Origin of the sequence: Burkholderia sp. 9779_493, from assembly GCF_015712215.1 — a bacterium.
GTDB lineage: Bacteria > Pseudomonadota > Gammaproteobacteria > Burkholderiales > Burkholderiaceae > Burkholderia > Burkholderia cenocepacia.
Map to the genome: position 1 here is coordinate 1 of NZ_JACCQA010000012.1, position 24,499 is coordinate 24,499.

Annotated in this window: 25 protein-coding genes and 1 pseudogene; 18 read left to right on the top strand and 8 right to left on the bottom strand. The window is 67.3% G+C overall.

The window, feature by feature from the left end; all coding sequences use genetic code 11:
- Window positions 1-33 precede the first annotated feature (33 nt).
- Window positions 34-3,273 carry an efflux RND transporter permease subunit gene (locus H0X95_RS14100; protein WP_059721740.1) on the bottom strand — a complete coding sequence of 1,080 codons (3,240 nt, stop codon included), beginning with the start codon at window positions 3,271-3,273 and terminating at the stop codon, window positions 34-36.
- Window positions 3,274-3,481: 208 nt separating this feature from the next.
- Here H0X95_RS14100 and H0X95_RS14105 point away from each other — a divergent pair, with 208 nt between their 5' ends.
- The 3 genes from H0X95_RS14105 (at window position 3,482) to H0X95_RS14115 (ending at window position 4,608) form a co-directional block, all read left to right on the top strand.
- Entirely contained in the window at window positions 3,482-3,727 is a 246-nt protein-coding gene (locus tag H0X95_RS14105; protein ID WP_012493780.1) for an AbrB/MazE/SpoVT family DNA-binding domain-containing protein, read from the top strand.
- Window positions 3,724-4,122, top strand: a complete 399-nt coding sequence (locus H0X95_RS14110; protein WP_043205949.1) for a PIN domain-containing protein — start codon at window positions 3,724-3,726, stop codon at window positions 4,120-4,122. Before H0X95_RS14105 ends, H0X95_RS14110 begins: the two co-directional genes overlap by 4 nt.
- A gap of 180 nt (window positions 4,123-4,302) precedes the next feature.
- Window positions 4,303-4,608, top strand: a complete 306-nt coding sequence (locus H0X95_RS14115; RefSeq protein WP_034204054.1) for a DUF4148 domain-containing protein — start codon at window positions 4,303-4,305, stop codon at window positions 4,606-4,608.
- Between the two features lie 71 nt (window positions 4,609-4,679).
- Here H0X95_RS14115 and ansP read toward each other — a convergent pair whose 3' ends face one another.
- Window positions 4,680-6,170, bottom strand: coding sequence for an L-asparagine permease (gene ansP, locus H0X95_RS14120; protein WP_059721742.1), 1,491 nt, complete (start codon window positions 6,168-6,170; stop codon window positions 4,680-4,682).
- Window positions 6,171-6,641: 471 nt separating this feature from the next.
- Here ansP and H0X95_RS14125 point away from each other — a divergent pair, with 471 nt between their 5' ends.
- From H0X95_RS14125 to H0X95_RS14150, 6 genes are all read left to right on the top strand, one after another.
- The gene (locus tag H0X95_RS14125; protein WP_006484387.1) at window positions 6,642-7,448 is read left to right on the top strand and encodes a transporter substrate-binding domain-containing protein; all 807 of its coding nucleotides are present in this window, start codon (window positions 6,642-6,644) and stop codon (window positions 7,446-7,448) included.
- Between the two features lie 89 nt (window positions 7,449-7,537).
- Window positions 7,538-8,224: an amino acid ABC transporter permease gene (locus H0X95_RS14130; protein WP_006484385.1), complete on the top strand. Its 687-nt coding sequence runs from the start codon at window positions 7,538-7,540 to the stop codon at window positions 8,222-8,224.
- Window positions 8,221-8,871 (top strand): amino acid ABC transporter permease, encoded by a 651-nt coding sequence (locus tag H0X95_RS14135; RefSeq protein ID WP_006484388.1) that lies wholly within the window; start codon window positions 8,221-8,223, stop codon window positions 8,869-8,871. Before H0X95_RS14130 ends, H0X95_RS14135 begins: the two co-directional genes overlap by 4 nt.
- Window positions 8,858-9,607: an amino acid ABC transporter ATP-binding protein gene (locus H0X95_RS14140; RefSeq protein WP_006493844.1), complete on the top strand. Its 750-nt coding sequence runs from the start codon at window positions 8,858-8,860 to the stop codon at window positions 9,605-9,607. Before H0X95_RS14135 ends, H0X95_RS14140 begins: the two co-directional genes overlap by 14 nt.
- A gap of 173 nt (window positions 9,608-9,780) precedes the next feature.
- Window positions 9,781-10,059: a DUF4148 domain-containing protein gene (locus H0X95_RS14145; RefSeq protein ID WP_059721794.1), complete on the top strand. Its 279-nt coding sequence runs from the start codon at window positions 9,781-9,783 to the stop codon at window positions 10,057-10,059.
- Window positions 10,056-10,325: a hypothetical protein gene (locus H0X95_RS14150; RefSeq protein WP_059721744.1), complete on the top strand. Its 270-nt coding sequence runs from the start codon at window positions 10,056-10,058 to the stop codon at window positions 10,323-10,325. The genes H0X95_RS14145 and H0X95_RS14150 overlap by 4 nt, the downstream gene beginning before the upstream one ends.
- Here H0X95_RS14150 and H0X95_RS14155 read toward each other — a convergent pair.
- Together H0X95_RS14155 and H0X95_RS14160 are read right to left on the bottom strand one after the other, a co-directional pair.
- Window positions 10,253-11,395 (bottom strand): FAD binding domain-containing protein, encoded by a 1,143-nt coding sequence (locus H0X95_RS14155; protein ID WP_059721745.1) that lies wholly within the window; start codon window positions 11,393-11,395, stop codon window positions 10,253-10,255. The genes H0X95_RS14150 and H0X95_RS14155 overlap by 73 nt on opposite strands.
- 41 nt (window positions 11,396-11,436) lie before the next feature.
- Window positions 11,437-12,312 (bottom strand): alpha/beta fold hydrolase, encoded by an 876-nt coding sequence (locus H0X95_RS14160; RefSeq protein WP_059721747.1) that lies wholly within the window; start codon window positions 12,310-12,312, stop codon window positions 11,437-11,439.
- Window positions 12,313-12,615: 303 nt separating this feature from the next.
- On the opposite strand from H0X95_RS14160, the gene H0X95_RS14165 reads away from it, so the two are divergent.
- The gene (locus tag H0X95_RS14165; protein WP_059721748.1) at window positions 12,616-12,852 is read left to right on the top strand and encodes a DUF1427 family protein; all 237 of its coding nucleotides are present in this window, start codon (window positions 12,616-12,618) and stop codon (window positions 12,850-12,852) included.
- A complete protein-coding gene (locus H0X95_RS14170) occupies window positions 12,834-13,571 on the top strand; it encodes a YoaK family protein (protein ID WP_059721750.1) in 738 nt (245 codons plus the stop codon). Before H0X95_RS14165 ends, H0X95_RS14170 begins: the two co-directional genes overlap by 19 nt.
- 155 nt (window positions 13,572-13,726) lie before the next feature.
- Here H0X95_RS14170 and H0X95_RS14175 read toward each other — a convergent pair.
- Window positions 13,727-14,633: pseudogene (locus H0X95_RS14175) on the bottom strand (LysR family transcriptional regulator).
- Between the two features lie 158 nt (window positions 14,634-14,791).
- Window positions 14,792-15,070, bottom strand: a complete 279-nt coding sequence (locus H0X95_RS14180; protein WP_006484374.1) for a XapX domain-containing protein — start codon at window positions 15,068-15,070, stop codon at window positions 14,792-14,794.
- 307 nt (window positions 15,071-15,377) lie between these two features.
- Here H0X95_RS14180 and H0X95_RS14185 point away from each other — a divergent pair, with 307 nt between their 5' ends.
- The 6 genes from H0X95_RS14185 (at window position 15,378) to H0X95_RS14210 (ending at window position 21,189) form a co-directional block, all read left to right on the top strand.
- The gene (locus H0X95_RS14185) at window positions 15,378-16,064 is read left to right on the top strand and encodes a hydrolase (protein WP_059721752.1); all 687 of its coding nucleotides are present in this window, start codon (window positions 15,378-15,380) and stop codon (window positions 16,062-16,064) included.
- Between the two features lie 168 nt (window positions 16,065-16,232).
- Window positions 16,233-16,400 carry a DUF1427 family protein gene (locus H0X95_RS14190; RefSeq protein ID WP_006484386.1) on the top strand — a complete coding sequence of 56 codons (168 nt, stop codon included), beginning with the start codon at window positions 16,233-16,235 and terminating at the stop codon, window positions 16,398-16,400.
- Between the two features lie 19 nt (window positions 16,401-16,419).
- Window positions 16,420-18,309, top strand: a complete 1,890-nt coding sequence (locus tag H0X95_RS14195) for an amidohydrolase (RefSeq protein ID WP_048986098.1) — start codon at window positions 16,420-16,422, stop codon at window positions 18,307-18,309.
- Window positions 18,310-18,351: 42 nt separating this feature from the next.
- A complete protein-coding gene (locus H0X95_RS14200) occupies window positions 18,352-18,597 on the top strand; it encodes a DoxX family protein (RefSeq protein ID WP_058903725.1) in 246 nt (81 codons plus the stop codon).
- Window positions 18,598-18,763: 166 nt separating this feature from the next.
- Window positions 18,764-19,717, top strand: coding sequence for a VOC family protein (locus H0X95_RS14205; protein WP_059721754.1), 954 nt, complete (start codon window positions 18,764-18,766; stop codon window positions 19,715-19,717).
- 14 nt (window positions 19,718-19,731) lie between these two features.
- On the top strand, window positions 19,732-21,189 hold the full coding sequence (locus H0X95_RS14210) for an alginate export family protein (protein ID WP_059721795.1): 1,458 nt from the start codon (window positions 19,732-19,734) through the stop codon (window positions 21,187-21,189).
- A gap of 28 nt (window positions 21,190-21,217) precedes the next feature.
- Here H0X95_RS14210 and H0X95_RS14215 read toward each other — a convergent pair whose 3' ends face one another.
- Window positions 21,218-22,123, bottom strand: coding sequence for a LysR family transcriptional regulator (locus tag H0X95_RS14215; protein ID WP_058903723.1), 906 nt, complete (start codon window positions 22,121-22,123; stop codon window positions 21,218-21,220).
- A 217-nt stretch (window positions 22,124-22,340) separates the two neighbouring features.
- Between H0X95_RS14215 and H0X95_RS14220 the strand changes: the two genes are divergently transcribed.
- Complete coding sequence (locus H0X95_RS14220) at window positions 22,341-23,375, top strand: MBL fold metallo-hydrolase (protein ID WP_006498484.1); 1,035 nt, start codon at window positions 22,341-22,343, stop codon at window positions 23,373-23,375.
- 24 nt (window positions 23,376-23,399) lie between these two features.
- Here H0X95_RS14220 and H0X95_RS14225 read toward each other — a convergent pair whose 3' ends face one another.
- Window positions 23,400-24,320: a helix-turn-helix domain-containing protein gene (locus H0X95_RS14225; RefSeq protein WP_006485986.1), complete on the bottom strand. Its 921-nt coding sequence runs from the start codon at window positions 24,318-24,320 to the stop codon at window positions 23,400-23,402.
- Window positions 24,321-24,499 lie beyond the last annotated feature (179 nt).

Sequence of the window (24,499 nt, forward strand, 5' to 3'; positions counted from 1 at the left end):
AATCGAAGGATGAGAAGGGGCGGGCGTCCGCGCTCAACGCAGCGCCGGCGTATCGGGTGCGTGCTGCGCGTGCCGCGCTGCCGCGGCGTCGCGACGCCGGGCGAGCCACGCATGGACGAAGCCGAACAGCACCGGCACGAACAGCAGCGTCGACACCGTGCCGAACGCGAGGCCGCCGATCACCGCGCGGCCGAGCGGGGCGTTCTGCTCGCCGCCGTCGCCGAGGCCGAGCGCCATCGGCAACATGCCGATCAGCATCGCGAGCGCGGTCATCACGACGGGCCGGAAGCGGTTGAAGCCCGCGTCGAGCGCCGCTTGCCATGGCGGCGCGCCGGCCGCGAGCAACTCGCGCGCCGCGTTCACGACGAGAATGCTGTTCGCGGTCGCGATGCCGATGCACAGGATCGTGCCGGTCAACGCGGGCACCGACAGCGTGGTGCGCGTGACGAACAGCATCCATGCGATGCCGGCGAGCGATGCCGGCAGCCCGCCGACGATCACGAGCGGATCGAGCCACGACTGGAAGTTCACGACCATCAGCAGGTAGACCAGCGAGATCGCGAGCGCGAGGCCGCCGAGCAGCCCCGCGAACGACTCGTGCATCGCCTGCACCTGGCCGCGCAGCACGATCGACGCGCCGGGCGGCAGTTGCGCGCGCGCGGCGTCGACGAGCTTCGTCACGTCGCCCGTGACGCCGCCGAGGTCGCGCCCCTGCACGGACGCGAAGATGTCGAGCACCGGCTGCACGTTGTAGTGCGACACCACGGCCTGCTGCGTCGCGCGCGAGAACGAGCCGAGCGCGCCGAGCAGGTTCTGCGCGGGCGCGCCCGCGGCCGGGCCGCCGGCCGGCGTCTGCGGCGAGCGGGCGGTGCCGGCGGGCAGCGGCACGTTCGCGAGCGACTGCAGCGAATTCACCGTGTACTGCGGCGTCTGCACGAGCACCGGGTAGCTGACGCCGTTGCGCGGATCGAGCCAGAAGTTCGGCGTCGTCTGCGAGCTGCCGGACAGCGCGATCAGCAGGTTCTGCGCGACGTCGCGCTGGTCGAGACCGGCCTGGATCGCCTTCGTACGATCGACGTTCACGTTGATGGCGGGTTCGTCGCCGGGCTGCTGGATGCGCGCGTCGACGAGCCCGCGCACGCCGCGCAGCTTCGCGAGCAGCGCGTTCGCGACCGCGCGGTTCTGGTCGAGCTTGTTGCCGACGATCTGGATGTCGATCGGCGCGGGCAGTCCGAAGTTGAGGATCTGGCTGACGATGTCGGCCGGCAGGAACGCGAACGTCACGCCGGGGAACGCCTGCGCGAGCACGTTGCGCAGCTTCGCGACGTACGCGGCGGTCGACGCGTGATCCGGCTTCAGCGTGACGAGCACGTCGGCGTCCTCGGTGCCGATCGGGTCCGACGAGTCGTACGTGAGGTTGATCCCGCTCACCGGCACGCCGATGTTGTCGAGTACACCCGCGAGCTGGTTCGCCGGAATCGCGCTGCGGATCTTCGCTTCCACTTCGTCGGTGAGCCGCGCGGTTTCCTCGATCCGCGTGCCGGTCGGCGCGCGCAAATGCAGGCGAATCTCGCCGGTGTCGACCGACGGAAAGAAGTCCTGCCCGGCGAACGCGTAGAGGCCCGTCGATGCGACGCAGGCGAGCAGGAACGCGGCCGCGAAGCGGCGGCGGCGCGCGATTGCCGCCGACAGCAGCGCGCGATAGCGCAGCCGCACGGCCTCGAAGCGATGCTCGAACGCGGCCTGGAACCGCGCGATGCGTGCGAATGCGCCGCGCGGCGGCCGGCCGCTGCCTTTGGCGCGCATCAGCGCCATCGCAAGCGTCGGCACCAGCGTGCGCGAGAAGAAGTACGACGCGATCATCGCGAAGATCACGGCTTCGGCGAGCGGCACGAACAGATAGCGCGCGACACCCGTGAGCAGGAACATCGGCACGAACACGATGCAGATCGACAGCGTCGACACGAAGGTCGGCACCGCGATTTCGCCCGCGCCGGTGAGGATCGCTTCGTCGAGCGGCGCGCCGAGCTCGAGATGATGCGTGATGTTCTCGATCGCGACGGTCGCGTCGTCGACGAGGATCCCGACCGCGAGCGCGAGCCCGCCCAGCGTCATGATGTTGATGGTCTGCCCGAGCACGGACAGCGCGAGCAGCGACGTGAGCACCGCGAGCGGAATCGTGATCGCGATGATCAGCGTCGCGCGCCAGCTGCCGAGGAACAGCAGGATCATCAGCGCGGTCAGGCATGCGGCGATCAGCGCTTCGCGCACGACGCCCTGGACCGCCGCCTTCACGAACACGGACTGATCGTCGAGCGGCGCGATGCGCAGCGTGTTCGGCAACCCGGCCGCGATCTTCGGCAGCATCGCCTTCACCTGGTCGATGATCGTCAGCGTCGATGCGCTGCCGGTCTTCTCGACCGTCAGCAGCGCCGCGCGCTTGCCGTCCACCCGCACGATGTTGGTCTGCGGCGCGTAGCCGTCGCGAACGTGCGCGACGTCGCGCACGTAGACGACGTTGCCGCCGATCGTCTTCACCGGCAGGTCGTTCAGCGCGGCGACCGTCTGCGTGCTGCCGTTCATCTGCACGTTGTATTCGTGCGTGCCGATTTTCGCGGTGCCGCCCGGCAGGATCAGGTTCTGCGCGTTGATCGCGTTCACGACGTCGATCGGCGCGAGCCCCTTCGCCTGCAGCGCGCGCGTATCGAGATCGACGACGATCTGGCGGATCTTGCCGCCGAACGGCAGCGGCACCGCCGCGCCCTGGACGGTCGCGAGCTGCGTGCGGATGAAGCTGTTGCCGAGGTCGTACAGCTGCTGCTCGGCGAGCGTGTCGCTCGACAGCCCGAGCTGCAGGATCGGCACCGTCGACGCGTTGTACGTGATGATGTTCGGCGGCAGCGTGCCGGGCGGCAGGATGCGCAGGATCGACGCGGCGTTGCTCGCGGCTTGCGCGATCGCGCGATTGATGTCGGCGCCCGGGTGGAAGAACACCTTCACGACCGACACGCCGTTCAGCGATTGCGACTCGATGTGCTCGATGTCGTCGACGTCGGACGTGAGCGCGCGTTCGTAGTTCGACGTGATCCGCTTGGCCATGTCCTCGGCGGAGAAGCCGTTGTACGACCAGACGATGCTGACGACCGGAATGTCGATGTTCGGAAAGATGTCGGTCGGCGTGCGCAGCAGTGCCAGCGGCCCCGCGATGAAGATCAGCAGCGCGAGTACGACGAACGTGTAGGGCCTGCGTAACGCCAGCCGGACGATCCACATGATGGTGCTCCTCGAAGCAGGGCTCGGATGCGCATTCGATGCGACGAGCACGCAGTCTGCCGGCGCGGCGTTGACCCGACCCTGACTCGAGGATTACGAAACCGTTATCTGTGCGGGCGCACTGCAGCGTCGGCGGTGGTCGCCGGTAGCTCGCCCTTGCTTTTTCATATTCCTTACCATAAAGTAAGGAATATTGGAGGTGCCGCAAATGACAGCAGCTACTATTACTTCAAAGGGTCAGGTGACCATTCCGGTGGATGTACGCAATCAACTAGGCCTGGAGTCCGGAGACCGGATCGAATTCAGCTTCAACGAGGCAACGGGCCGGTATGAGATCTACCCGGCCACGCGCTCGCTCGCCTCGCTCAAGGGCATCGTGAAAAAGCCCGAGAAATCGGTGTCAATCGAGGACATGAATCGGGCCATCGCCGAACAGGGAGCGTCCGCGCGATGATAGGACTGGATCCGAACGTGCTGGTCCGCTATTTCGCTCAAGACGATGCCGTGCAATCAAAGAGGGCGACCGCGCTGATGGAGTCGTTGTCGGCGGAGCGTCCGGGGTACGTTTCGCAGGTGGCGCTGGTCGAGGTCGTCTGGGTGCTGGGACGTTGCTACGGCGTAGAGCGCGAACAGATAACAGACATCATCGACTCAATGACCGCTACGAAGGAACTGGCCGTTGAAGGCGCTGACACGGTGCGAAAGGCACTTCGCGTTTTCGCGGCATCACCGAAGGCGGATTTTGCGGATTGCCTGATCGAGCGGTCGGCACACGTCGTCGGGTGCGAGTACACAGCAACCTTCGACGTGGCCGCCTCAAAGGTCGCTGGCATGCGGTTGATAAAGTAATCACGGCGCAAGCCGACGATAGAAGAACGGGCGATCAGATAACAAAACCGTAATCGAAGCCTCACCTTCAGGAAAGCGCGCGAATCGCAGAATGAATCCAACTCTTCATCGCATCGATGGGGAGCGGATGTCCGGCCTGATCTGCGGACGCGAACACGCCATCTTTGAGAGGTGAACATCATGAACAACCTGATTCGTGCAGTCCTGCTGTCCTGCGCACTGAGCGCACCGATCGTCGCATTTGCGCAAACCACCGACCATGCGGTTACCCGCGCCGAGGTGCGTGCCGATCTCGTCCGTGTCGAGAAGGCTGGTTATCGGCCGATCGGCACCGACCCGTACTACCCGGAGGACATCCAGGCCGCCGAAGCGAAGGTCGTCGCGCAGCAAGCGCAATCGGCCGCTGCCCAGCCGACCGACGCGGCCAGGACGGCGACATCATCGCTCGCGTCGCTCGACACGCAGCCGTTGTACGAGCATCACTGAACGTGGTTGGCGACCGCCGTCGGCAGCCTGGCGGCGGATCGTTCAACGGACGGCGCGCATGCCGCCGCGCGTCAGCTCTCGCCCTTCTCGAGCACGTTCTGCGTGAGCGTGATCGATGGAATCGTCGGCTTGAGCAACGCGCGGCGCGCGCGACGGCTCAGCCACTTCCAGCCGGCCACGAGCAGCAGCGCGACCAGCGGGATCGAGGCGATCGTCCACGTCCCGTTCGGGTAGTCGAAGGCCATCAACACCAGCACGCCGAGCAGGAACAGCAGCGTGAGCCACGACGTGACGGGCGCGCCCGGCATCCTGAACGACACGTCTTCCACGTCGCCGCGCCTGACCGCGGCGCGGAACTTCATCTGGCACACGACGATGAAGCCCCAGGTGCTGATGATGCCCAGCGACGCGATGTTCAGCACGATCTCGAACACGCTCGACGGCACGAGATAGTTGAGCAGCACGCCGACCACGTAGATCGCGACCGTCACCAGAATGCCCGCGTACGGGACGGATTGCCCGCTCATTCGCGCGAGGAACGCGGGGGCGGAGCCGCCCATCGACAGCGAACGCAACACGCGCCCCGTCGAATACAGGCCGGAGTTGAGGCTCGACAGCGCGGCCGTGAGCACCACCAGGTTCATCACCGAGCCGATGCCCGGCACGCCGAGCGCGCCGAAGAACGTGACGAACGGGCTCTGGCCCGCCTTGTACGCGCTCCACGGCAGCAGGCAGACCAGCAGCACGACCGATGCGACGTAGAAGATCGCGATGCGCCAGATCACGTTGTTGATCGCGCGCGGCAGCACCTTGCGCGCATCCTTGCATTCGCCGGCGGCCGTACCGACCAGTTCGACGCCCGCGAACGCGAACACCACGCCCTGCACCAGCACCAGTGCCGGCATCAGCCCGTGCGGAAAGAACCCGCCGTTGTCGGTGATCAGATGCATGCCGGTGCCATGACCGGCGACCGGCATGCCCGTGCCGAGGATCGCCGCGCCGATCACGAGAAACAGCACGATCGCAGCGACCTTGACCAGCGCGAACCAGAACTCCATCTCGGCGAACCACTTCACGCCGATCAGGTTCATCGTCGCGACGATGCACAGCGCGACGAGCGCGAAGATCCACTGCGGCACGGCCGCGAATGGCGCCCAGTAGTGCATGTAGAGCGCGACGGCGGTGATGTCGACGATGCCGGTCATCGCCCAGTTCAGGAAGTACATCCAGCCGGCGACGAACGAGGCCTTTTCGCCGAGGAACTCGCGCGCGTACGACACGAAGCTGCCGCTGCTGGGGCGATGCATCACGAGTTCGCCGAGTGCGCGCAGGATCAGGAACGAAAACGCGCCGCACACCAGATAGACGATCGCGAGCGCCGGGCCGGCGGCCTGCAGCCGCGCGCCCGCGCCGAGAAACAGCCCGGTGCCGATGGCCCCGCCGATCGCGATCATCTGCACCTGTCGATTGCCGAGGGTCTGGTGATAGCCGGCTTCGTGCGATTCGAGCCAGCTGCGTTTGTCGGTTTCGCCGGTTATCGACGGGTCGGGAATCGATGCCATGACGGTATCCTCGCGCGCGGATGGGATTGGATTCGCCTCGATCGCGGGACGATCGGGGCCACCGGTACCGGAGGAGCAGCGCACCGAATCGAGCGCGCCCGTCCTGATCGCGATTCGTCGGACGTGACGAAAGGCACGGTACGTCGCGAACGTATTCAGCCGTAATTCCCGTCACAAACGGAATGCAAATTTGGACTGGGCCTGTTCGAATCCGTGCATAGGGCCGCGGCGACGGGTGAACCAGATAGGTAATTTGGTGCGCCGGCGCGCGCTGCGAGGGCAACCGTTACCGACGGCGCCGGTTCGTGCACCGAGATGAGGAATTCGGCACGCCGAGCGGTTCGCCGAAATTTCCGTCTCGTGCCGGCGGGGCAAGCGTTTGACGGCAATGGCCCGGTTTTTGCTGGAGTGGTGTGGACCGCGCAATCGTTGCGCGCTGCCCGACGACATACCAGACAAGGAAGATTCACCGTGAGCCCGACGACCCGACCGTTCCCCCGACGCACCTGGCTGGCTGCGCTGCTCGCCGCCCCCGTGATCGCGCTGTTCGCCGCCGCGCCGGCCCATGCCGATGCGCTCGACACCATCGCGAAAAACGGCACGCTGCGCGTCGCGGTGCCCGAGGACTATCCGCCCTTCGGTTCGGTCGGCACGGACATGCAGCCGCAGGGCTACGACATCGACATGGCAGGACTCCTTGCCAAGGCGCTCGGCGTCAAGCTGAAGCTGGTGCCCGTGAACAGCGCGAACCGGATTCCGTACCTGACGACCAACAAGGTCGACATGGTGATCTCGTCGCTCGGCAAGACCCCGGAGCGCGAGAAGGTCATCGACTTCTCGAGCGCGTACGCACCGTATTTCCAGGGCGTGTTCGGGCCGTCCGACGTGAAGGTGAGCGCGCCGGCCGACCTCACCGGCAAGACGGTCGGCGCCACGCGCGGCGCGCTCGAGGAGATCGCGCTGTCGCAGCTCGCGCCGAACGCGACGATCAAGCGCTTCGAGGACAACAACGCGACGATCCAGGCGTTCCTGTCGGGGCAGGTCCAGTTGATCGCGGCCGGCAACATCGTCGCGGCGGCGATTCTCGCGAAGAATCCGCCGCGCCGCCCCGAGGTGAAGTTCGTGATCAAGAATTCGCCGTGCTTCGTCGGCGTCAACAAGAACGAACCACGCCTGCTCGCGAAGATCGACGATGCGATTGCGCATGCGAAGCAGGACGGCTCGCTGGGCGAGATGTCGCGCAAGTGGCTCGGCCAGCCGTTGCCGGCCGGACTGTGACGCATCGCCGTGTCGCCTGATACGTCGCCGCGGCCGGGGTGCCCGGCGTGGCGCGTGTCGTTGTCCGAACCTGAATTTATCCCCTTCCCATGAGCTACCAGCTTCAATTCGGCGAGCTCGCCGAGTACGTCGGCGTGTTCGCGAGCGGCGCGGCGATCACGCTCGCGCTGACCGCGGTCGCGACCGTGCTGGGTGTCGCCGTCGGCGTGCTCGGCGCGGCCGCGTACAGCGCCGACGCGCGCGCGGCCGTGCGGCTGCGCCCGCTGATCGGCGCGTACGTCGAGGCGATTCGCAATACGCCGTTCGTCGTCCAGCTGTTCTTCATCTTCTTCGGCTTGCCGGCGCTCGGCGTGCACATCGACGAGTACACGGCCGCGATCCTCGCGATGACGCTCAATCTCGGCGCGTACTCGGTCGAGATCGTGCGCGCCGGCGTGGCCGCCGTGCCGAAAGGGCATCTGGAGGCCGCGTCCGCGCTGGCGATGTCGCGCGCGCAGATGCTGCGTCACGTCGTGTTGCCGCAGGCGCTCGCCAAGGTGTTTCCCGCGCTGTCGAGCCAGATCGTGATCACGATGCTCGGCTCGGCCGTCGTGTCGCAGATCTCGGTGGCCGATCTGACCTATGCGGCCAGCTACATCCAGTCGCGCAACTTCCGCGCCTTCGAGACGTACTTCGTGATCACGCTCGCGTATCTGGCGATGGCGCTGCTGCTGCGCGCCACGCTCGGCGCGATGGGCCGCCGCCTGTTCACCCGCCGCGTGCGAGGTGCGCGATGACCGATTTCACGTTGGGGCAGATTCTCGCGAACCTGCTGCTGGCCGCACGCTGGACGATCGTGCTGTCGATCGTGTCGTTCGTGACGGGCGGCCTGGTCGGCCTCGGCTTGCTCGTGATGCGCGTGTCGGGCTCGACGGTGCTGCGCGGCGTCGCGAAGCTCTATATCGAGGTGTTCCAGGGCACCCCGTTGCTGATGCAGCTGTTCATCGTGTTTTTCGGCCTGCCGCTCGTCGGGCTCGACGTGCCGCCGTGGGTCGCGGCCACGGCCGGGCTCACGTTCTTCACCAGCGCGTATCTGGCCGAGATCTGGCGCGGCTGTGTCGAGGCCGTGCCGAAAGGGCAGTGGGAGGCGTCGGCCAGCCTGGCGATGAGCTACGTCGAGCAATTGCGTCACGTGATCCTGCCGCAGGCCGCGCGCATCGCGATCGCGCCGACGGTCGGTTTCGGCGTGCAGGCCGTGAAGGACACGGCGCTGGTGTCGATCATCGGCTTCACCGAGTTGACGAAGGTCGGCATCGCGATTTCGAACGCAACGTTCCGGCCGTTCGTCGTGTATGGCCTCGTCGCGCTGATCTATTTCGCGCTCTGTTATCCGCTTACCCGTTATGCGCGCACGTTGCAAAGGAGATGGCATGCCGCTCGTTGAAACCCGGGGTCTCGAAAAGAACTTCGGCACCCATCATGTGCTCAAGGGCATCGATTTCTCCGTCGAGCGCGGGCAGGTCGTCTCGATCATCGGGCGCAGCGGCTCGGGCAAGAGCACGCTGCTGCGCACGCTCAACGGGCTCGAGAGCATCGACGCGGGCACGATTTCGGTCGACGGCGAACGCGTCGATGCGCGGCACGCGGACCTGCGTGCGCTGCGGCTGAAGGTCGGCATGGTGTTCCAGCAGTACAACCTGTTTCCGCACCTGAGCGCGGGGCAGAACGTGATGCTCGCGCAGTCGGTGGTGAAGAAGGCGCACCGCCAGCAGGCACGCGCGATCGCGGAACTGATGCTCGAGCGCGTCGGCCTCGGCGACAAGTTCGACGCGTTTCCGGAACAGCTGTCGGGCGGCCAGCAGCAGCGCGTCGCGATCGCGCGGGCGCTCGCGATGAAGCCGAGCGTGCTGCTGTGCGACGAAATCACGTCCGCGCTCGATCCCGAGCTCGTCGGCGAGGTGCTGGGCGTGGTCGAGCAACTCGCGCGCGAGGACATGACGCTGATCATGGTGACGCACGAGATGAACTTCGCGCGTGCGGTGAGCGACCGGATCGTGTTCATGCATCAGGGGCGCGTGTGGGAGAGCGGGACGGCCGACGAGATCTTCGAGCGGCCGCAGACGGTGGAGTTGACGCGGTTTCTGGGCAGCGTGCGAAACACCGAAACCGTGACGCGCTGACCGACGCTGCGGTGCAGCCCGGCCGCGATAGATGACAGGACCGTAATCGAAGCCTCACCTTCCGGACAGCGCGCGAATCGCAGAATGGACACCACTCCTCATCGCATCGATGCGGAGCGGATGTCCGGCCTGATCTGCGGACGCTAACACGCTATCTTCGAGAGGTGAACATCATGAACAAGCTGATTCGTGCGGCATTGCTTTCCTGTGCGCTGAGCGCACCGATCGTCGCATTTGCGCAGACCACCGGCCATCCGGTCACGCGGGTCGACGTGCGCGCCGACCTGATTCAGGCGGAGCGCGACGGGTCGCTGCCGACGTTGAACACGGACTATCCGCCGAGCGCGCAGACGATCGCGCGCAATCGCGAGCTGTATGCGATCGCGCATGGCGACCGGCACTCGGCAATGACCGCGACGTCGGCCGCCGTATCGACCGCGAGCGCGCAATGAAGCGGGGCGCCGTATCGAGACGCGTGACGGGGCTGGCGATCGCCGCGTGGCTCGCGGCGGTCGCGACCCCGGTTTTCGCGCGCGGGCAGCCGCAGCTGCCCGATGACGGCGGCGGGCGCGCCAGCGTGCTGCGCGCGCTGAATCCCGAATTCGATCCGCAGCGCCATGCAGTCGACCCCCGGCCGGCGCATGTTCACGCCGCGCCCATCAGCCGCGCGCCGAGTGCGATCCCGCGCGCGGCGATCGATGCGCTGGCGGCGCGCTGACGGGCGTCCCAGCCCGCCAGCGCGGCATCGAACGCGGCGCCGCGTGTGACTTCGCGCACTGCTTCGGCGAGGCCGACCGCGTCCTCCGCCGCTTTCGCGACGCCCGCCGCCGTGTGCGGGCGCACGATGCAGGCGGCATCGCCGAGCAGCACCGCGCGCCCGAAAGCCATCCGCTCGACCGCGAGATCGAGGATCGCCTGCGCGAACGGCGCGGTGGTTGCATCGACGAGCGCGGCGAGCGTCGGCGCGAGCATCCGGTCGGCGGCGTCGACGAGTTCCGCGCGGTGGTCGTCGCGCATCGCGCCGGGCGGCAGCGACCCGTCGCGTTGCGTGCCGTCGCGCGCAACGAACAGCGACGGCATCCGGTCGGATGCGAGACGCCGGTACCACACCCAGTTCACGCGCCGTTTGCCCGGTTCGATCGTGCCGTCGGCGCCGGGCACCAGATAGGTCAGGAACAGGTGCCGGTCGCCTTGCTGGAACGTGAAGCGTTCGCGCAGCAGAACCAGCACCTGCTCGGGCAGCGTGCGTTCGTCGACGAGCCCGCGCCACGCGACATAGCCCGCATACGTCGGCCGCACGTCCGGCAGCAATTGCGCGCGTACGGTCGAGCGGCCGCCGTCCGCGCCGATCAGCAGGTCGGCAGTCTCGGCGCGGCCGCTCGCGAAATGCGCGACGATCCGCTCGCCGTCCGGTTCGAACCGCTCGAACGCGTCGCCCGCGTGGATGACGCCGGCGGGCAGCGCACGCTTGAGCGCCGTGTAGATCACGTTCCAGCCCGTCTGCGTCTGCGGCATCGCGAAGCGCTGCACGATCCGGTCGTGCGCATCGACGTAGATCCGGTCGATCGAATCGACGCTTGCCTCGCGCGGCAGCGGCACACCGCCGAACGCGAACGCGCGCTCGATCGGCGGTTGCAGCACGATGCCGCCGCCGCGGCTGTCGAGTGCGTGCGGCGATTGCTCGAAGACGCGGACGTCCCAGCCGGCCGCGCGCAGCGCGGTCGCCGCGAACAGCCCGCCGACCGATCCGCCGGCGATGACGGCCTTGCGGCCCGCTCCGTGTTCCATCCGATGGTCCCCCGATGATGCCGTGTGCGGCGCGCGTGGCGTCAGCCGGCCCAGCCGCGCAGGAAATCGAGCAGCAGCGCGTTCACGCGCTCGGGCTGCTCCTCGTGCGGCAGATGCCCGCACTGCGCGATCGGCTCGGCACGCAGGTGGGTCGCCATGCCTTCCCATACGGCCTTCATGTCGAACATCTTGCCGACCGCGTAGAAATCCTCGCCCCAGATCGCCATGGTCGGGCACGCGATCCTGACGTCCGCATCGACGAGGTCCTGCTGCACGTCTTCCGCGTTCGCACGATAGTCGGCCAGCGCGCCGCGCACGGCCCCCGGGCGTCGGTACGCACGCACGTACGTGTCGAACGCATCGCCCGAGATCGCGTGCGGGTTGTAGCACCAGTCGGCGAAAAAGTAGCTGAGCCATTCGGCTTCCTTGCCGGCGATCAGCGCCTCCGGCAGGTCGGGCACCTGGTGGAACAGGAAGAACCAGTACGCGCGCGCCGTTTGCGCGGTCATGTTCTGCGCGACGATGCGCGTCGGCACGTTGTCCATCACGACGAGCCGCTCGACGCGTTCGGGGAAGTCCTTCGCGAAACGCGTCGCGACGCGTGCGCCGCGATCGTGCCCGACGAGCGCGATGCGCTCGATGCCGAGCGCGTCGAGCAGCGCGGCGAGATCGCGCGCCATGTTGCGCTTGTCGTAGCCGGCCGCGGGTTTGTCGGTTTCGCCGTAGCCGCGCAGGTCGGGCACGATCACGCGATAGTGCCGCGCGAGCACCGGAATCTGGAAGCGCCATGCAAAACTGGTTTCGGGGAAGCCGTGCAGCAGCACGACGACGGGCCCCGCGCCGGCATCGATGACGTGCTGGCGGATGCCGTTCGCCGTAATGGTGTGATGGGTGAGTGCGAGCGTGTCGGTCGTCATGTGGGAATCCTGGTTCGATGCGGACGGTGCGCGATACGGCTCGCGTCCGATGCTGTCCGAGCATAGGCCACGCGACGAACGTCGTGGCTGAATCGTTCTGAATTCCGATGCGAGGCGGCGGCACGGCTGCCGGCTCGTCGGCGGTCGTCGCGCGCATGCGTCACCGCGCCGCACCGCACGTTCAGAACGATTCAGTTCGCCGCCATGACTTTCAGGCCCGCCTTCCGTAGTCTTGTTCCCGAGCCGCCGCACGAGGCCGAAGCCTTTCGGCCGGCCCGGCCGGCGGCACAACCGGAACGGACCATGCCTTACCTGATCTCGCCGGGAGCCCGCATCGCGGTCGGCCTCCTGCACCCCCTCGTGCGCGTGCAGTCGCCTGCGCCGCCGCTGACCGCGCTGGCGCGCCTGTTCGGCATCGTTGTCCGCAAGCATGCGATCCCGCTCGTGCCGGCGCCGTTGCGTGCGCTCGCCGCGCAGGTTCGCGATGCGCACACCATCGACACAACCGCGGAAGCCACGACATGCAGCCCGCGCAAGTAACGGCAGCGGGCGCGGCGGCCCCCGATCGCCTGCGGGGCGAGGATGTGTTCCTCGCATCGATCGCCGGCTACGTCGACACGCTCGGCTTCGTCGCGCTGTTCGGGCTCTTTACCGCGCACGTCACCGGCAACTTCATCCTGATCGGCTCGGGCCTCGCCGGGGTCGGCCAGGGTCTCATGATCAAGTGGCTCGCGTTTCCGGCATTCATCGCGGGCATCGTCGCCGCCCGCGTGCTCGATCACCGGATGCGCGTGCGCGGGCATGGCGTGCGGGCGCGCTCGCTGTACGCACTGCAGACGATCCTGCTGGCCGGATTCATGCTCGCGGGCGTCGCGGCGTCGCCGATCGGCAGCGCCGATGCGCCCGCGACGATCGTCTGCGGGCTGCTGGGCGCGGCGGCAATGGGCGTGCAGAACGCGCACGGCCGGTTGACCGCGCGCACCGTCGTCGCGAACACCGTGATGACCGGAAACGTCACGCAGGCGGTCATCGATGCATTCGACTGGCTCGTGCCGATCGCCGCGCCGGCCGAACGGGAAGCCGCACGCGCGCGGCTGCGACGCACGTTGCCGCCGGTGGTCGGGTTCGCGCTCGGCGCGGGCGCCGGGGCGAGCGCCTACGTGTACGCCGGATTCTGGGCACTGGCGCTGCCGCTCGCGGCGCTTGGTTTCCTCACCTGGCGCTCTGGCCGGACCGGCGAGCCGTCCGCGTCGCGCTGAACGCCGATTCCGCGCGCGGCGTCGGCTGCGTGCGCGACCGGAGCGGCGGCGAAGCCGCGCTGCGCTTCTTCATTTCCTTTAACGCCGATTTCGAGAACAGCTCGATGCAGGTCGGTCAGCGCGAGACCGCTCGACCGTTCGCAGAAAGCGCAGCGTCACGCGGGCGTGGTGAACCGGTCGACGAGGTCCGGGTGTCCGAGCTGTTCGACCCACCAGCGGAGCGCGCGCCCGGCTTCGTCGGTGCGCCACGCGATATAGCAATGGGTCGTGTCGCGCATGCCGGTGACTTCCCGCGCGACAAGCCTGCCTTGTGCGATCGCGGGCGCCGCGATGCAGTCCGGGAGCGTACCTACCGCGAGCCCTTCGCATTGCGCGGCCAGTTTCGCTGCGAGCGTCGGCACCGCGAGATACGGTTGGCCAGCATCAACCGCGACCGACTGCGGCTGAAGCTCGCGGGACGTGTCGGAGATCACCGCGCCGCGATACTCGACGATCGACGCCATCGACAGCGGTTCGGGCAGCGCAGCGAGCGGATGGGTCGGGGCGACCGTGAATACGTGCCGGAGCGTGCCGATTGGCTGCTCCACGATGTCCGGCAGTTCCGGCGGCTCGCCCGCCGCGCCGACGATCAGATCGGCCCGCCGCGAGATCAGCGCATCCCAGGTGCCGCCGAGCACTTCGGTGGAGAATCGTAGCCGCGTGTCCATTTCAAGTGCGTAGAACGCGTGGACGTATGGCCACATCATGTCGAAGGGCAGTATCTCGGCGATGCAGACGCGAACTTCGGTTTCCCAACCTTGCTGCGCGCGCTGCGCCTTCCGTTCAAGCTGCTCGGCGGCATGAAGCAGACGACGGCCTTCCTCGACGACGACGCGGCCCGCGCGCGTGAGCTTCGCCCGACGCCCGCTGCGATCGAGCAACGCGACGTCGAGATCGCGCTCGCGCTTTTGTACGAGATATGTCGGTGCGGACGGCACGCGGTGCACCAACTGCGGCGTCAGCAAACGTACCGGTGCGGTCGATCGCGTCCAGTGCATCGAGTGCTTCGAAAGGCAGCTTCATGACGAGTTTCGCTACGACAAGGGTATCAGGCGGTGTCGCGCCGTCGAGCAACGCCGAACCCAATGTTGTTCACAATGGTTCGTCGTCCGATGTACCGAGGCACGCACGCATGTGTGCCGACGGCCGGGCCGCCGCCGCATTCGCTCGACGTCTGCCTGTCACGTCGGTGTCGATTCGCGGTGCTTCGCGGAAGCATCGGCGTGCGCGCCGGGCAGCGCGCCGAACATGTGCTGGCTGCACTTCGCGTCGCGCCATGCGGTTCTCAGGCGGATGCCATCGAACATCCGTCGCACCACGGGAAGAATCTGTTCGCCGACCAGAATGCCGAGCAGGCCAGCCAGGGCAACGGCGGGCGGCGCCGGCGATTGCACGCCGATCAGCGCGTAGACGACGCCGGCGAGGATGCCGGCGAGAAGCGAAGCAATGTACGGTTTCATAGATATGGGACGGAATGACGGCCGTTAAAAATATGGATAAATACCGGTCTGGCGTCGATCCGAAAGTCTTGGGCCAGCCTATCAGGTCCTGCGCGTCCGTCGTTAGCCGATTCAATGAAATTCAGATCTTTTCAGTCTGAATTCAGAGCGCGGTGAGAATCAGAACAATTAACTGGTGCGGTCGAAATTTCGCGTATTGAATGACGCAGGCCGACTGCCGACGCTTCCGACATGGCGCATTGGATGCCTCGCGGATGCGTCGGCCGGGCAAGCCTCATTTTTCTCCGCGTCAAAGGACATCACCACCATGAGCAATCCGAAGCTTGAAGTACTTACTCCGCACAACAGCCAGCTGATCTTCATCGACCAGCAGCCGCAGATGGCGTTCGGCGTGCAGTCGATCGATCGTCAGACGCTGAAGAACAACGTCGTCGGGCTCGCGAAGGCCGCGAAGGTCTTCAACATCCCCACCACGATCACGACGGTCGAAAGCGAGAGCTTCTCGGGCCACACCTATCCCGAGCTGCTCGACGTGTTCCCGAACCAGAAGACGCTCGAACGCACGTCGATGAACTCGTGGGACGACCAGAAGGTGCGCGACGCGCTGGCCGCGAAGGGCCGCAAGAAGGTGGTCGTGTCGGGTCTGTGGACCGAAGTCTGCAATACGACGTTCGCGCTCTGCGCGATGCTCGAAGGCGACTACGAAATCTACATGGTCGCCGACGCATCGGGCGGCACGACGCAGGCCGCGCACGATTTCGCGATGCAGCGCATGGTGCAGGCCGGCGTGGTGCCGGTCACGTGGCAGCAGGTCCTGCTCGAGTGGCAGCGCGACTGGGCGCGCCGCGAGACGTATGACGCGGTGATGGCGATCGCGAAGGAGCATTCGGGCGCATACGGGATGGGCGTCGACTACGCGTACACGATGCTCCACAAGGCGCCGCAACGCACCGCGACGCCGCACGAGTCGATTCCGGCCGTTCCGGCGAAGTAAGCGCGGACGACCGGCGACCGCTGATGCCGGTGCGGCGGGTTCGATGTGAACGCGTCGCATGGGCTCCATTGCCGCGGGCGGCGGACGTGACCGAAACACGAATGCCGCCCGCGGCATGCGGGTCGAAATACAGCCCCTGCATTTGAAATTGTCCGGGAGATTTATTGCATGGAACCTTATCTGGTTTCCCTTGGCGCGGGTGTGCTGATCGGTGTGATTTACAGCGCCATCAAGGTTCGCTCTCCCGCACCGCCGCTGATTGCGCTGGTCGGGCTGCTCGGCATGCTGATCGGCGTACAAGCCTTACCCCCCGTGAAACAACTCTTTGGCTTCTGATCAACAAGAGATGATGCATATGACCGCAACCGTGACCCAACCGGATCTGATCCTGCATAACGGACGATTCACGACGCTCGATCGCACGAACCCCGTCGCGACGGCGGTCGCGATTGCCGCCGGACGATTCGTTGCCGTCGGCAGCGAAGCGGACGTGATGCCGCTCGCGGGCCGCGCGACAAAGGTCGTCGATCTCGGCGGCCGCGGCGTGCTGCCGGGTCTGATCGACAACCACTGCCACGTGATTCGTGGCGGACTGAACTACAACATGGAACTGCGCTGGGACGGCGTGCCGTCGCTCGCGATCGCGATGGAGATGCTCAAGCAGCAGGTCGCGATCACGCCGGCGCCGCAGTGGGTGCGCGTGGTCGGCGGCTTCACCGAACATCAGTTCGTCGAGAAACGGCTGCCGACGATCGCCGAACTCAATGCAGTCGCGCCCGATACGCCCGTGTTCATCCTGCATTTGTACGATCGCGCGTTGCTGAATGCGGCGGCGCTGCGGGTGGTCGGCTACACGAAGGACACGCCGGAGCCGCCGGGCGGCACGATCCTGCGCGATGCCGCAGGCAACCCCACCGGCCTGCTGCTCGCGAACCCGAACGCGACGATCCTCTACGCGACGCTCGCGAAAGGCCCGAAGCTGCCGTTCGAGTATCAGTACAACTCGACGCGTCACTTCATGCGCGAGCTGAACCGGCTGGGCGTGACGGGCGTGATCGACGCGGGCGGCGGGTCGCAGAATTATCCCGACGATTACGAAGTGATCCGCAAGCTGCACGACACGGGCGAGATGACGATCCGGATCGCGTACAACCTGTTCACGCAGAAGCCGAACGCGGAGAAGGAAGACTTCGTGAACTGGACGAAGAGCGTCAAGTACCACGACGGCACCGACTACTTCCGCAATAACGGCGCGGGCGAGATGCTGGCGTTTTCCGCGGCCGACTTCGAAGACTTCCGCGTGGCGCGGCCGGATCTGCCCGCGCAGATGGAGGATGACCTCGAAGGTGTCGTGCGCGTGCTGGCGGAAAACCGTTGGCCTTGGCGCATGCACGCGACCTATGACGAAACGATCAGCCGCGCGCTCGACGTGTTCGAGAAGGTCAACGAAGACATCCCGCTCGAAGGGCTGAACTGGTTCTTCGATCACGCAGAAACGATCACCGAGCAATCGATGGACCGGATCGCCGCGCTCGGCGGCGGTATCGCGGTGCAGCACCGGATGGCGTACCAGGGCGAATACTTCGTCGAGCGCTACGGCGCGCAAGCCGCGGAAGCGACGCCGCCTGTCGCGAAGATGCTCGCCAAGGGGCTCAAGGTGTCGGCCGGCACGGACGCGACACGCGTCGCATCGTACAACCCGTGGGTGTCGCTCGCGTGGCTCGTGACGGGCAAGACGGTCGGTGGCCTCAGGATGTATCCGCAGCGCAACCTGCTCGATCGCGAAACCGCGCTGCGGATGTGGACCGAGTACGTGACGTGGTTCTCGAACGAGGAGGGCAAGAAAGGACGCATCGCGGTGGGGCAGCTCGCCGACTTGATCGTCCCGGACCGCGATTTCTTCGCGTGCGCGGAGGACGATATCGCCGGCACGACCGCGTTGCTGACGGTGGTCGACGGGAAGATCGTATGGGGCGCGGGGCCGTTCGCGTCGCACGACGCGCCGATCCCGCCGGCGATGCCGGACTGGTCGCCCGTTCGCGAGTTCGGGGGCTATGGCGGCTGGGGCGCGACGCAGCGCAACGGCGCACCGTTGCAACGCGCGGCCGCCGCCGCGATGTGCGGCTGCGCGAACGAATGCAACGTTCACCAGCATGCGCACGCGAACGCATGGGCAAACGCGTTGCCGACGTCCGACGCGAAGGGCTTCTGGGGTGCGTTCGGCTGTTCGTGCTGGGCGGTATGAGATGACGACGCGCCTCGTCTACGGAACTCGGCGTGGGTCCGCGTGCTGCTGTCGCAGCCATGGGTGCTGCCGGTCTCGCGTCTCATGCTGGTGTCCGCGTATTTGATCGCGGGCGTGTACACGCTGCTGGGTTTCGATGCGGCCGCCGCGGAGCAGGCGCACTTCGGCCTGCACCCCGGGTCCGTATGGGCGGCGATGGCGATCGTGGTCGAGATCGGCGGGCTCGTCCTCGTCACCGTGCGCAACGATAGGCGAGACCGGGCTGGCAGCGTTCCCGCCATTCGGTGACGTTGCGACGACCGTGTCGAAACGACGAGTCTGCGCCGTCTCCCGCGCGCGGTGCGCGTGTTTCTCGCCTGTCGTCCGGGCCGCCCGGACGAGTGGCCTGTATTCCGCTGAATCCGAATCCGCGCGCGGCGCCGTGCCGCGCGCGTCACCATCAAGGAGAAAACCGATGAATTCATTGAACCTGCGCGACATGCTGCGCATGACCGCCGCATCGTCGGCCGTGCTCGTCGCGCTGCTGGCCGGCGCGCCGGCGCTCGCCGACGAAACCCACCTCGACGACATCGCATCGCCGGCCGCCGCGGCGCGGCCGCCAGCCGTTGCGGTCGGCCCGCAGTACGACACGACGCACGTGTGCGTCGCCCCCGAAGACTTCGACCGCTTCACCGACAGCTTCGTCGCGACCTTCGGCGGCAAGAAGTCGAAGCAGGGCGTGTTCCAGGTCACGCCGACGCCGAGCCAGACGATGTCGCAGCTGGTGCTGACGCCGGTCGGCACGATCTCGGTGTTCGGCTTCAAGACGCCGATCCCGTACCCGTTCTGCGAGGAACGCACCGGCTATCTCGTCACCGACATGGACGTCGCGGTGAAGTCGGCGCGAGCGCATGGCGCGGACATCGTCGTATCGACGTTTCCCGACCCGATCGGACGCGACGCGATCGTTCGCTGGCCGGGCGGCGTGAACATGCAGCTGTACTGGCATACGCAGGCGCCGAACTACGACGCGCTGCAGACGGTGCCGGAGAATCGCGTGTACGTGTCGCCGGAAAGCGCGAGCAAGCTCGCACGCAACTTCGCCGCGTTCTCGCACGGCAAGATCGTGTCGGACGTGCGCCATGCGCCGGGCATCGAGATCGGCCGGCCGAACGATACGTACCGCCGCATTCGCATCGAATCGGGCTTCGGCAAGATGACCGTGCTCGCGACCGACGGTCACCTGCCGTACCCGTTCGGGCGTGAAATGACGGGCTACGAAGTGGCCGATCTCGCCGCGACGCTGAAGCAGGCCGAAGCCGCGGGCGTGACGGTGCTGGTGCCGCCGTTCAAATCGGACGGCCGCGACGCGGCGCTCGTGCAGTTCCCGGGCGGCTATGTCGCCGAAATCCACGCGCGGTCGAAATGACGGTGCGCCGGCCGATGAAGCGATCGTGGCGCGGCGCGCTGCCGTGCGTCGTGCTGGCGGGCGGCGCCGCGTTGCATGCGGGTTCGGCCGTCGGCGCCGATGCCGAGGCGGCGGGCGGCGCGGCCGCGTCGCCGGCTGCCGCCGCGGCGTCGTGCACCGCGAAACGCCCGACGGTGCTGTTCAACCGCTGGCAGGAGGACTGGTCGGTGTTCGCGAATCCGTGCGTGCCGCGCAAGCCGTTCGACGCGCTGAAATACATACGGCTCGGCGACGATCCGTCGACCTACCTGTCGCTCGGCGCGAACCTGCGCGAGCGCTTCGAACTGAACAACGCGCCGCTGTTCGGCCTCGGCGCCGCGCACGACGACAATTACGTGATCCAGCGCGCGAACGTGCACGCGGACCTGCGCTATCGCGGGCACTTCCAGGCGTTCGTGCAGTTCGTCGATGCGCGGCCGTTCGGCAAGGACACGGTCGGCCCGGTCGACAAGGATCAGCTCGACCTCGAGCAGGCGTTCGTCGCGTACGTCGATCAACTGGGGCCGGGCACGTTCAAGACGCGGATCGGCCGGCAGGAGATGGCGTTCGACTTGCAGCGCTTCGTGTCGGTGCGCGACGGCCCGAACGTGCGGCAGGCGTACGACGGACTGTGGACCGATTACGAAATCGGCAAATGGCGCCTGATCGGCTACGTGACGCGCCCGGTGCAGTATCGCAATGCGGCCGCGTTCGACGACGTGTCGAACCGCCATCTGCGATTCGACGGCGTGCGCGTCGAGCGCACCGGCACGGGGCCCGGCGATCTGTCCGCGTACTGGTCGCGCTACACGCGCGACAACGCGCGCTATCCGGATGCGTCCGGCACCGAGCGTCGCGACGTGTTCGACATGCGTTACGCGGGCAAGACCGACGGGTTCGACTGGGACGTCGAGGCGATGCTGCAGACGGGCCACGTCGGACAGGACACGGTCGGCGCGTGGGCGTTCGGCGCGCTGGGCGGCTACACGTTCGCGAAGACGGCCGGCACGCCGCGCATCGGCATCCAGGTCGACGGTGCATCGGGCGACGCGCATCCGGGCGACCGGCGCGTCGGCACATTCAACCCGATGTTTCCGAACGGCTATTACTTCACGCTCGCCGGCTATACCGGGTACAGCAACCTGATCCACGTGAAGCCGTCGCTGACCTTCAAGCCGGCCAGCTCGGTGACGGTGCTCACCGCCGTCGGCTTCCAGTGGCGGCAGACGACGGCCGACGCGATCTACGGGCAGGGGATGTCGGCGGTGCCGGGCACGGCGGGCAAGGGCGGCGCATGGACGGGGATGTACGCGCAGGCGCGCGTCGACTGGCTCGTGAACGCGAACGTCGCGCTCGCGCTGGAGGCCGTGCACTTCCAGCTCGGCTCGTCGATTCGCGCACTCGGCGCGCGCAACGCCGACTACGTCGGGATGGAAGCGAAGTTCGGCTGGTGACGCATGGCATCGCTCCGTGTCGCCCGTCTCAGGGCCGCGCGCGAGCGAGCGATTCGACGAAATCGATGAACGCGGTCACGCGCTTCGAGCCGCGCTGGTTCGGCAGGTACAGCGCGGTGATCACCGCGCGCGCCGAGCCCGGCGTCACGTCGTATTGATCGAACAGCCGTTGCAGGCGGCCGGCTTCGAGGTCCGTATCGACCAGCCAGTCGGGCAGCAGCGCGATGCCGGCGCCGTCGAGCGCGGCCTCGCGCAGCACTTCGCTGTGGTTCGATTTCAGCCGCCCGGTGACGACGACCTGCGTCGTGCGTGGCGCACCCACGAACGTCCACGTCTGCTGGTCGACGCCGAAATGAAAGCGCAGGCACGCGTGATCGACCAGTTCGGCCGGCGTCGCGGGCGTGCCGTGCGCGTCGAGGTAGGCGCGGCTCGCGACCACGTAGCGCCGGAACGTGCCGAGCGGGCGCGCGACGACTTCCGCGGTCGGCGCGGCGTCACCGAGCCGGATCGCGACGTCGATTCGCGCGGATACGAGATCGACGCGTTCGTCGGTGAGTTGCAGGTCGAGGTCGAGCTTCGGATGGCGGGCGACGAACGCGGCGACGTGCGGCGCGAGGCGGCGCAGCCCGTAGGCGACCGGGACCGACACGCGCAGCGGGCCGGACGGCGCGTCGCCGCGGTCGGCCACCAGCGCGTCGGCATCGGCGAGTTCGCCGAGTACGCGTTTCGCTCGCGCATAGTAGACGGCGCCCGCATCGGACAGCGTGACCTGCCGCGTCGTGCGATTCAGCAGCACGGTGCCGAGCGACGCTTCGAGCGCGTCCACCGCGCGCACGACCGACGAAGCGGCGAGATCGAGCCGGCGCCCCGCGCTCGAGAAGCCGCCGGCTTCCGCGACTTCGACGAAGGCGCGCAGCGCGGAGAATTTGTCCATGGGGTCGTCCTTGGGCGGGGTGCAACGTCGCGTTGCATGCGGATCGCATTCTAGCGCCGGGTCGCGCGGCAGCCCCGTCCGTGCGCTGCGTCTTCAGGACAATTCAGGCAGCGCTCAGGATTTTCGCCATGGCGCCCGATAAGCTGCGCGACATCGCGTGTCGCGCGGGCCGTTCCATTCGTGGCCGGGCGCGCGTACGGTTCGTCACGGAGAACACATGAAGACCCTGTTCCGGCACGCGTGCGTCGCGCAGGCGGCGCGTTTGCTGATCGTGGCCGGGTGCGCGGGCCTGTTGGCGCCTGCGGCATTTGCGCAAGCCGGCGTGCCGTCCGACGCGGCGTCCGGTGTGCAGCCCGACGCTCCCGTGCCCGCCGCGGGCCGGCAGCCCCCCGGCTTCTATCGGCAGAAGATCGGCGACTTCACGGTGATCGCGCTGTCCGACGGCACTCATCCGTTTCCGGTCGACACGGTGTTCCGCGACATCTCGAAGGACGAGATCCGGCGCGATCTCGATCGCGCCTTCCTGGAGCCGCCCGTGCAAGGGTCGATCAACGCGTTCCTGGTCGATACCGGATCGAAGCGGATTCTCGTCGATGCGGGCGCCGGCACGCTGTACGGCGACTGCTGCGGCAAGCTGCTCGACGACCTGCGCGCGGCCGGCTACGCGCCCGCGCAGATCGACGAAGTGCTGCTCACGCACCTGCACAAGGACCATGTCGGCGGCATTGCGTCGAATGGCGCGATGACGTTTCCGAATGCCGTCGTGCGGGTGAACGCGGTCGAGGCCGCGTACTGGCTCGATCCGGCCAACAAGGCGCACGCGCCGGCGTTCCTCGCGTCGTTCTTCGATGCGGCCGCCGCGGCGGTCGCGCCTTACGTCGCGGCCGGCCGCTTCAAGACGTTTCGCGGCGACGCGACGCTCGCGCCCGGCATTCGCGCGGTGCCGATGCCCGGCCATACGCCGGGCCATACGGCCTATCTGATCGAGAGCGGCAACGCGGGCCTGCTCGCGTGGGGCGACATCGTGCACGTGGCGGCGATCCAGTTGCGCGACGTCGACGCGACGGTCCAGTACGACAGCGATGCCGGCACGGCCCGCCGCACGCGGCGCGACACGCTGAAGCGCGTCGCCGCTCGACGCTATCTCGTCGGTGCCGCGCATATCGCGTTTCCCGGGCTCGGGCATTTGCGCCGCGACGGTGCGCAATACGACTGGGTGCCGGTCAACTACGACGCGACGCCGGTGCGGTAACGGCCCGGCGTGCGTCCATGCCGGTCAGCGCGACCGTGCGCGCCGCCACGCGCCGGGCGGATGACCGACGATCCGCGCGAACAGGCGGTTCAGATGGCTCTGATCGGCGAAGCCGCACGCGACCGCGATGTCGGCCAGCGTCATGTCGGAGGTCTCGATCAGCTCGCGAGCGCGCATCACGCGCTGTTCGAGCAGCCACTGGTGCGGCGTGCGGCCGGTGGTGCGCGAGAACGCGCGGATGAAATACCCGCGCGACAGGTCGCATTCGTTCGCCACTTCCTCGATCGACACGCCGAGGTCCGCCTTTTCCATCAACAGCTCCTTGGCGAGCGCGACCTTCGCGGGAGACAGCACGCCCTTGTGCTCGAGTTCGCGCGTGCGCGCGTTGCCGTAGCGGCGCACGAGATGCGCGCCCATCGCGAGCCCGACCTGTTCGATGAACAGCGCGTTCAGCGGGCCGGGTGTGTCGAGGCTGTCGGCCACCGCGTGCGCGAGATGCCCGAGCACCGGGTCGCGCGCATCGACGCGGCACGTGAGGCCGTCGACCGGGCTGCCGCCGTGCTCGGGGCCGATGCGCGCCAGATACGCATGCGGCAGCTCGACCAGCACGAAGTCGAAGTTGCCGTACAGGTCGGCGTGGAAATGACGGGAAAAATCGCGAATGTAGATCGAGTGGTGCTGGAACCGGCGCTCGCTCGCGCCGGCACGCCCGTAGAGCGTGCGGCGGTGGCCGCCGTTCAGCGACACGCCGACCAGGAAGCCGCGGTCGCACGCGGGCATCTCGATGCGTTCGACGTGCGCTTCGCGCATGCATTTGCGGTGGAGCTTCAGGCCGCCGGATGTCGTCTCGACATCCTTCGCCAGCAGGCTCGACACGCAGCCGAGCGTGTCTTTCGGCCGCCGCGAAGGCGTTGCCACCGGCGCGGCGATGACGGTGTCTGACATGGAATTCCCCAGCGAGGGACTCGGAGCGTGAAATGACGAGTCCAGTTTAGATGCGCACGCGAACGTTCAAAATGAATTTGCATAAACGTCCGCTCGTCATCCTGACAGATTGCTTTCAATGCGTGTGCGCGGTGAGTGCATACCCCCGCGCAGGGCCTGCGCGCGCGGCCCGGCAGAGT

Bases quoted from the DNA above. Each gene is read 5' to 3' on its own strand.
- H0X95_RS14100 (WP_059721740.1), bottom strand. From the start codon at position 3,273: ATGTGGATCGTCCGGCTGGCGTTACGCAGGCCCTACACGTTCGTCGTA.
- H0X95_RS14105 (WP_012493780.1), top strand. From the start codon at position 3,482: ATGACAGCAGCTACTATTACTTCAAAGGGTCAGGTGACCATTCCGGTG.
- H0X95_RS14110 (WP_043205949.1), top strand. From the start codon at position 3,724: ATGATAGGACTGGATCCGAACGTGCTGGTCCGCTATTTCGCTCAAGAC.
- H0X95_RS14115 (WP_034204054.1), top strand. From the start codon at position 4,303: ATGAACAACCTGATTCGTGCAGTCCTGCTGTCCTGCGCACTGAGCGCA.
- ansP (WP_059721742.1), bottom strand. From the start codon at position 6,170: ATGGCATCGATTCCCGACCCGTCGATAACCGGCGAAACCGACAAACGC.
- H0X95_RS14130 (WP_006484385.1), top strand. From the start codon at position 7,538: ATGAGCTACCAGCTTCAATTCGGCGAGCTCGCCGAGTACGTCGGCGTG.
- H0X95_RS14135 (WP_006484388.1), top strand. From the start codon at position 8,221: ATGACCGATTTCACGTTGGGGCAGATTCTCGCGAACCTGCTGCTGGCC.
- H0X95_RS14140 (WP_006493844.1), top strand. From the start codon at position 8,858: ATGCCGCTCGTTGAAACCCGGGGTCTCGAAAAGAACTTCGGCACCCAT.
- H0X95_RS14145 (WP_059721794.1), top strand. From the start codon at position 9,781: ATGAACAAGCTGATTCGTGCGGCATTGCTTTCCTGTGCGCTGAGCGCA.
- H0X95_RS14150 (WP_059721744.1), top strand. From the start codon at position 10,056: ATGAAGCGGGGCGCCGTATCGAGACGCGTGACGGGGCTGGCGATCGCC.
- H0X95_RS14155 (WP_059721745.1), bottom strand. From the start codon at position 11,395: ATGGAACACGGAGCGGGCCGCAAGGCCGTCATCGCCGGCGGATCGGTC.
- H0X95_RS14160 (WP_059721747.1), bottom strand. From the start codon at position 12,312: ATGACGACCGACACGCTCGCACTCACCCATCACACCATTACGGCGAAC.
- H0X95_RS14165 (WP_059721748.1), top strand. From the start codon at position 12,616: ATGCCTTACCTGATCTCGCCGGGAGCCCGCATCGCGGTCGGCCTCCTG.
- H0X95_RS14170 (WP_059721750.1), top strand. From the start codon at position 12,834: ATGCAGCCCGCGCAAGTAACGGCAGCGGGCGCGGCGGCCCCCGATCGC.
- H0X95_RS14180 (WP_006484374.1), bottom strand. From the start codon at position 15,070: ATGAAACCGTACATTGCTTCGCTTCTCGCCGGCATCCTCGCCGGCGTC.
- H0X95_RS14185 (WP_059721752.1), top strand. From the start codon at position 15,378: ATGAGCAATCCGAAGCTTGAAGTACTTACTCCGCACAACAGCCAGCTG.
- H0X95_RS14190 (WP_006484386.1), top strand. From the start codon at position 16,233: ATGGAACCTTATCTGGTTTCCCTTGGCGCGGGTGTGCTGATCGGTGTG.
- H0X95_RS14195 (WP_048986098.1), top strand. From the start codon at position 16,420: ATGACCGCAACCGTGACCCAACCGGATCTGATCCTGCATAACGGACGA.
- H0X95_RS14205 (WP_059721754.1), top strand. From the start codon at position 18,764: ATGAATTCATTGAACCTGCGCGACATGCTGCGCATGACCGCCGCATCG.
- H0X95_RS14210 (WP_059721795.1), top strand. From the start codon at position 19,732: ATGAAGCGATCGTGGCGCGGCGCGCTGCCGTGCGTCGTGCTGGCGGGC.
- H0X95_RS14215 (WP_058903723.1), bottom strand. From the start codon at position 22,123: ATGGACAAATTCTCCGCGCTGCGCGCCTTCGTCGAAGTCGCGGAAGCC.
- H0X95_RS14220 (WP_006498484.1), top strand. From the start codon at position 22,341: ATGAAGACCCTGTTCCGGCACGCGTGCGTCGCGCAGGCGGCGCGTTTG.
- H0X95_RS14225 (WP_006485986.1), bottom strand. From the start codon at position 24,320: ATGTCAGACACCGTCATCGCCGCGCCGGTGGCAACGCCTTCGCGGCGG.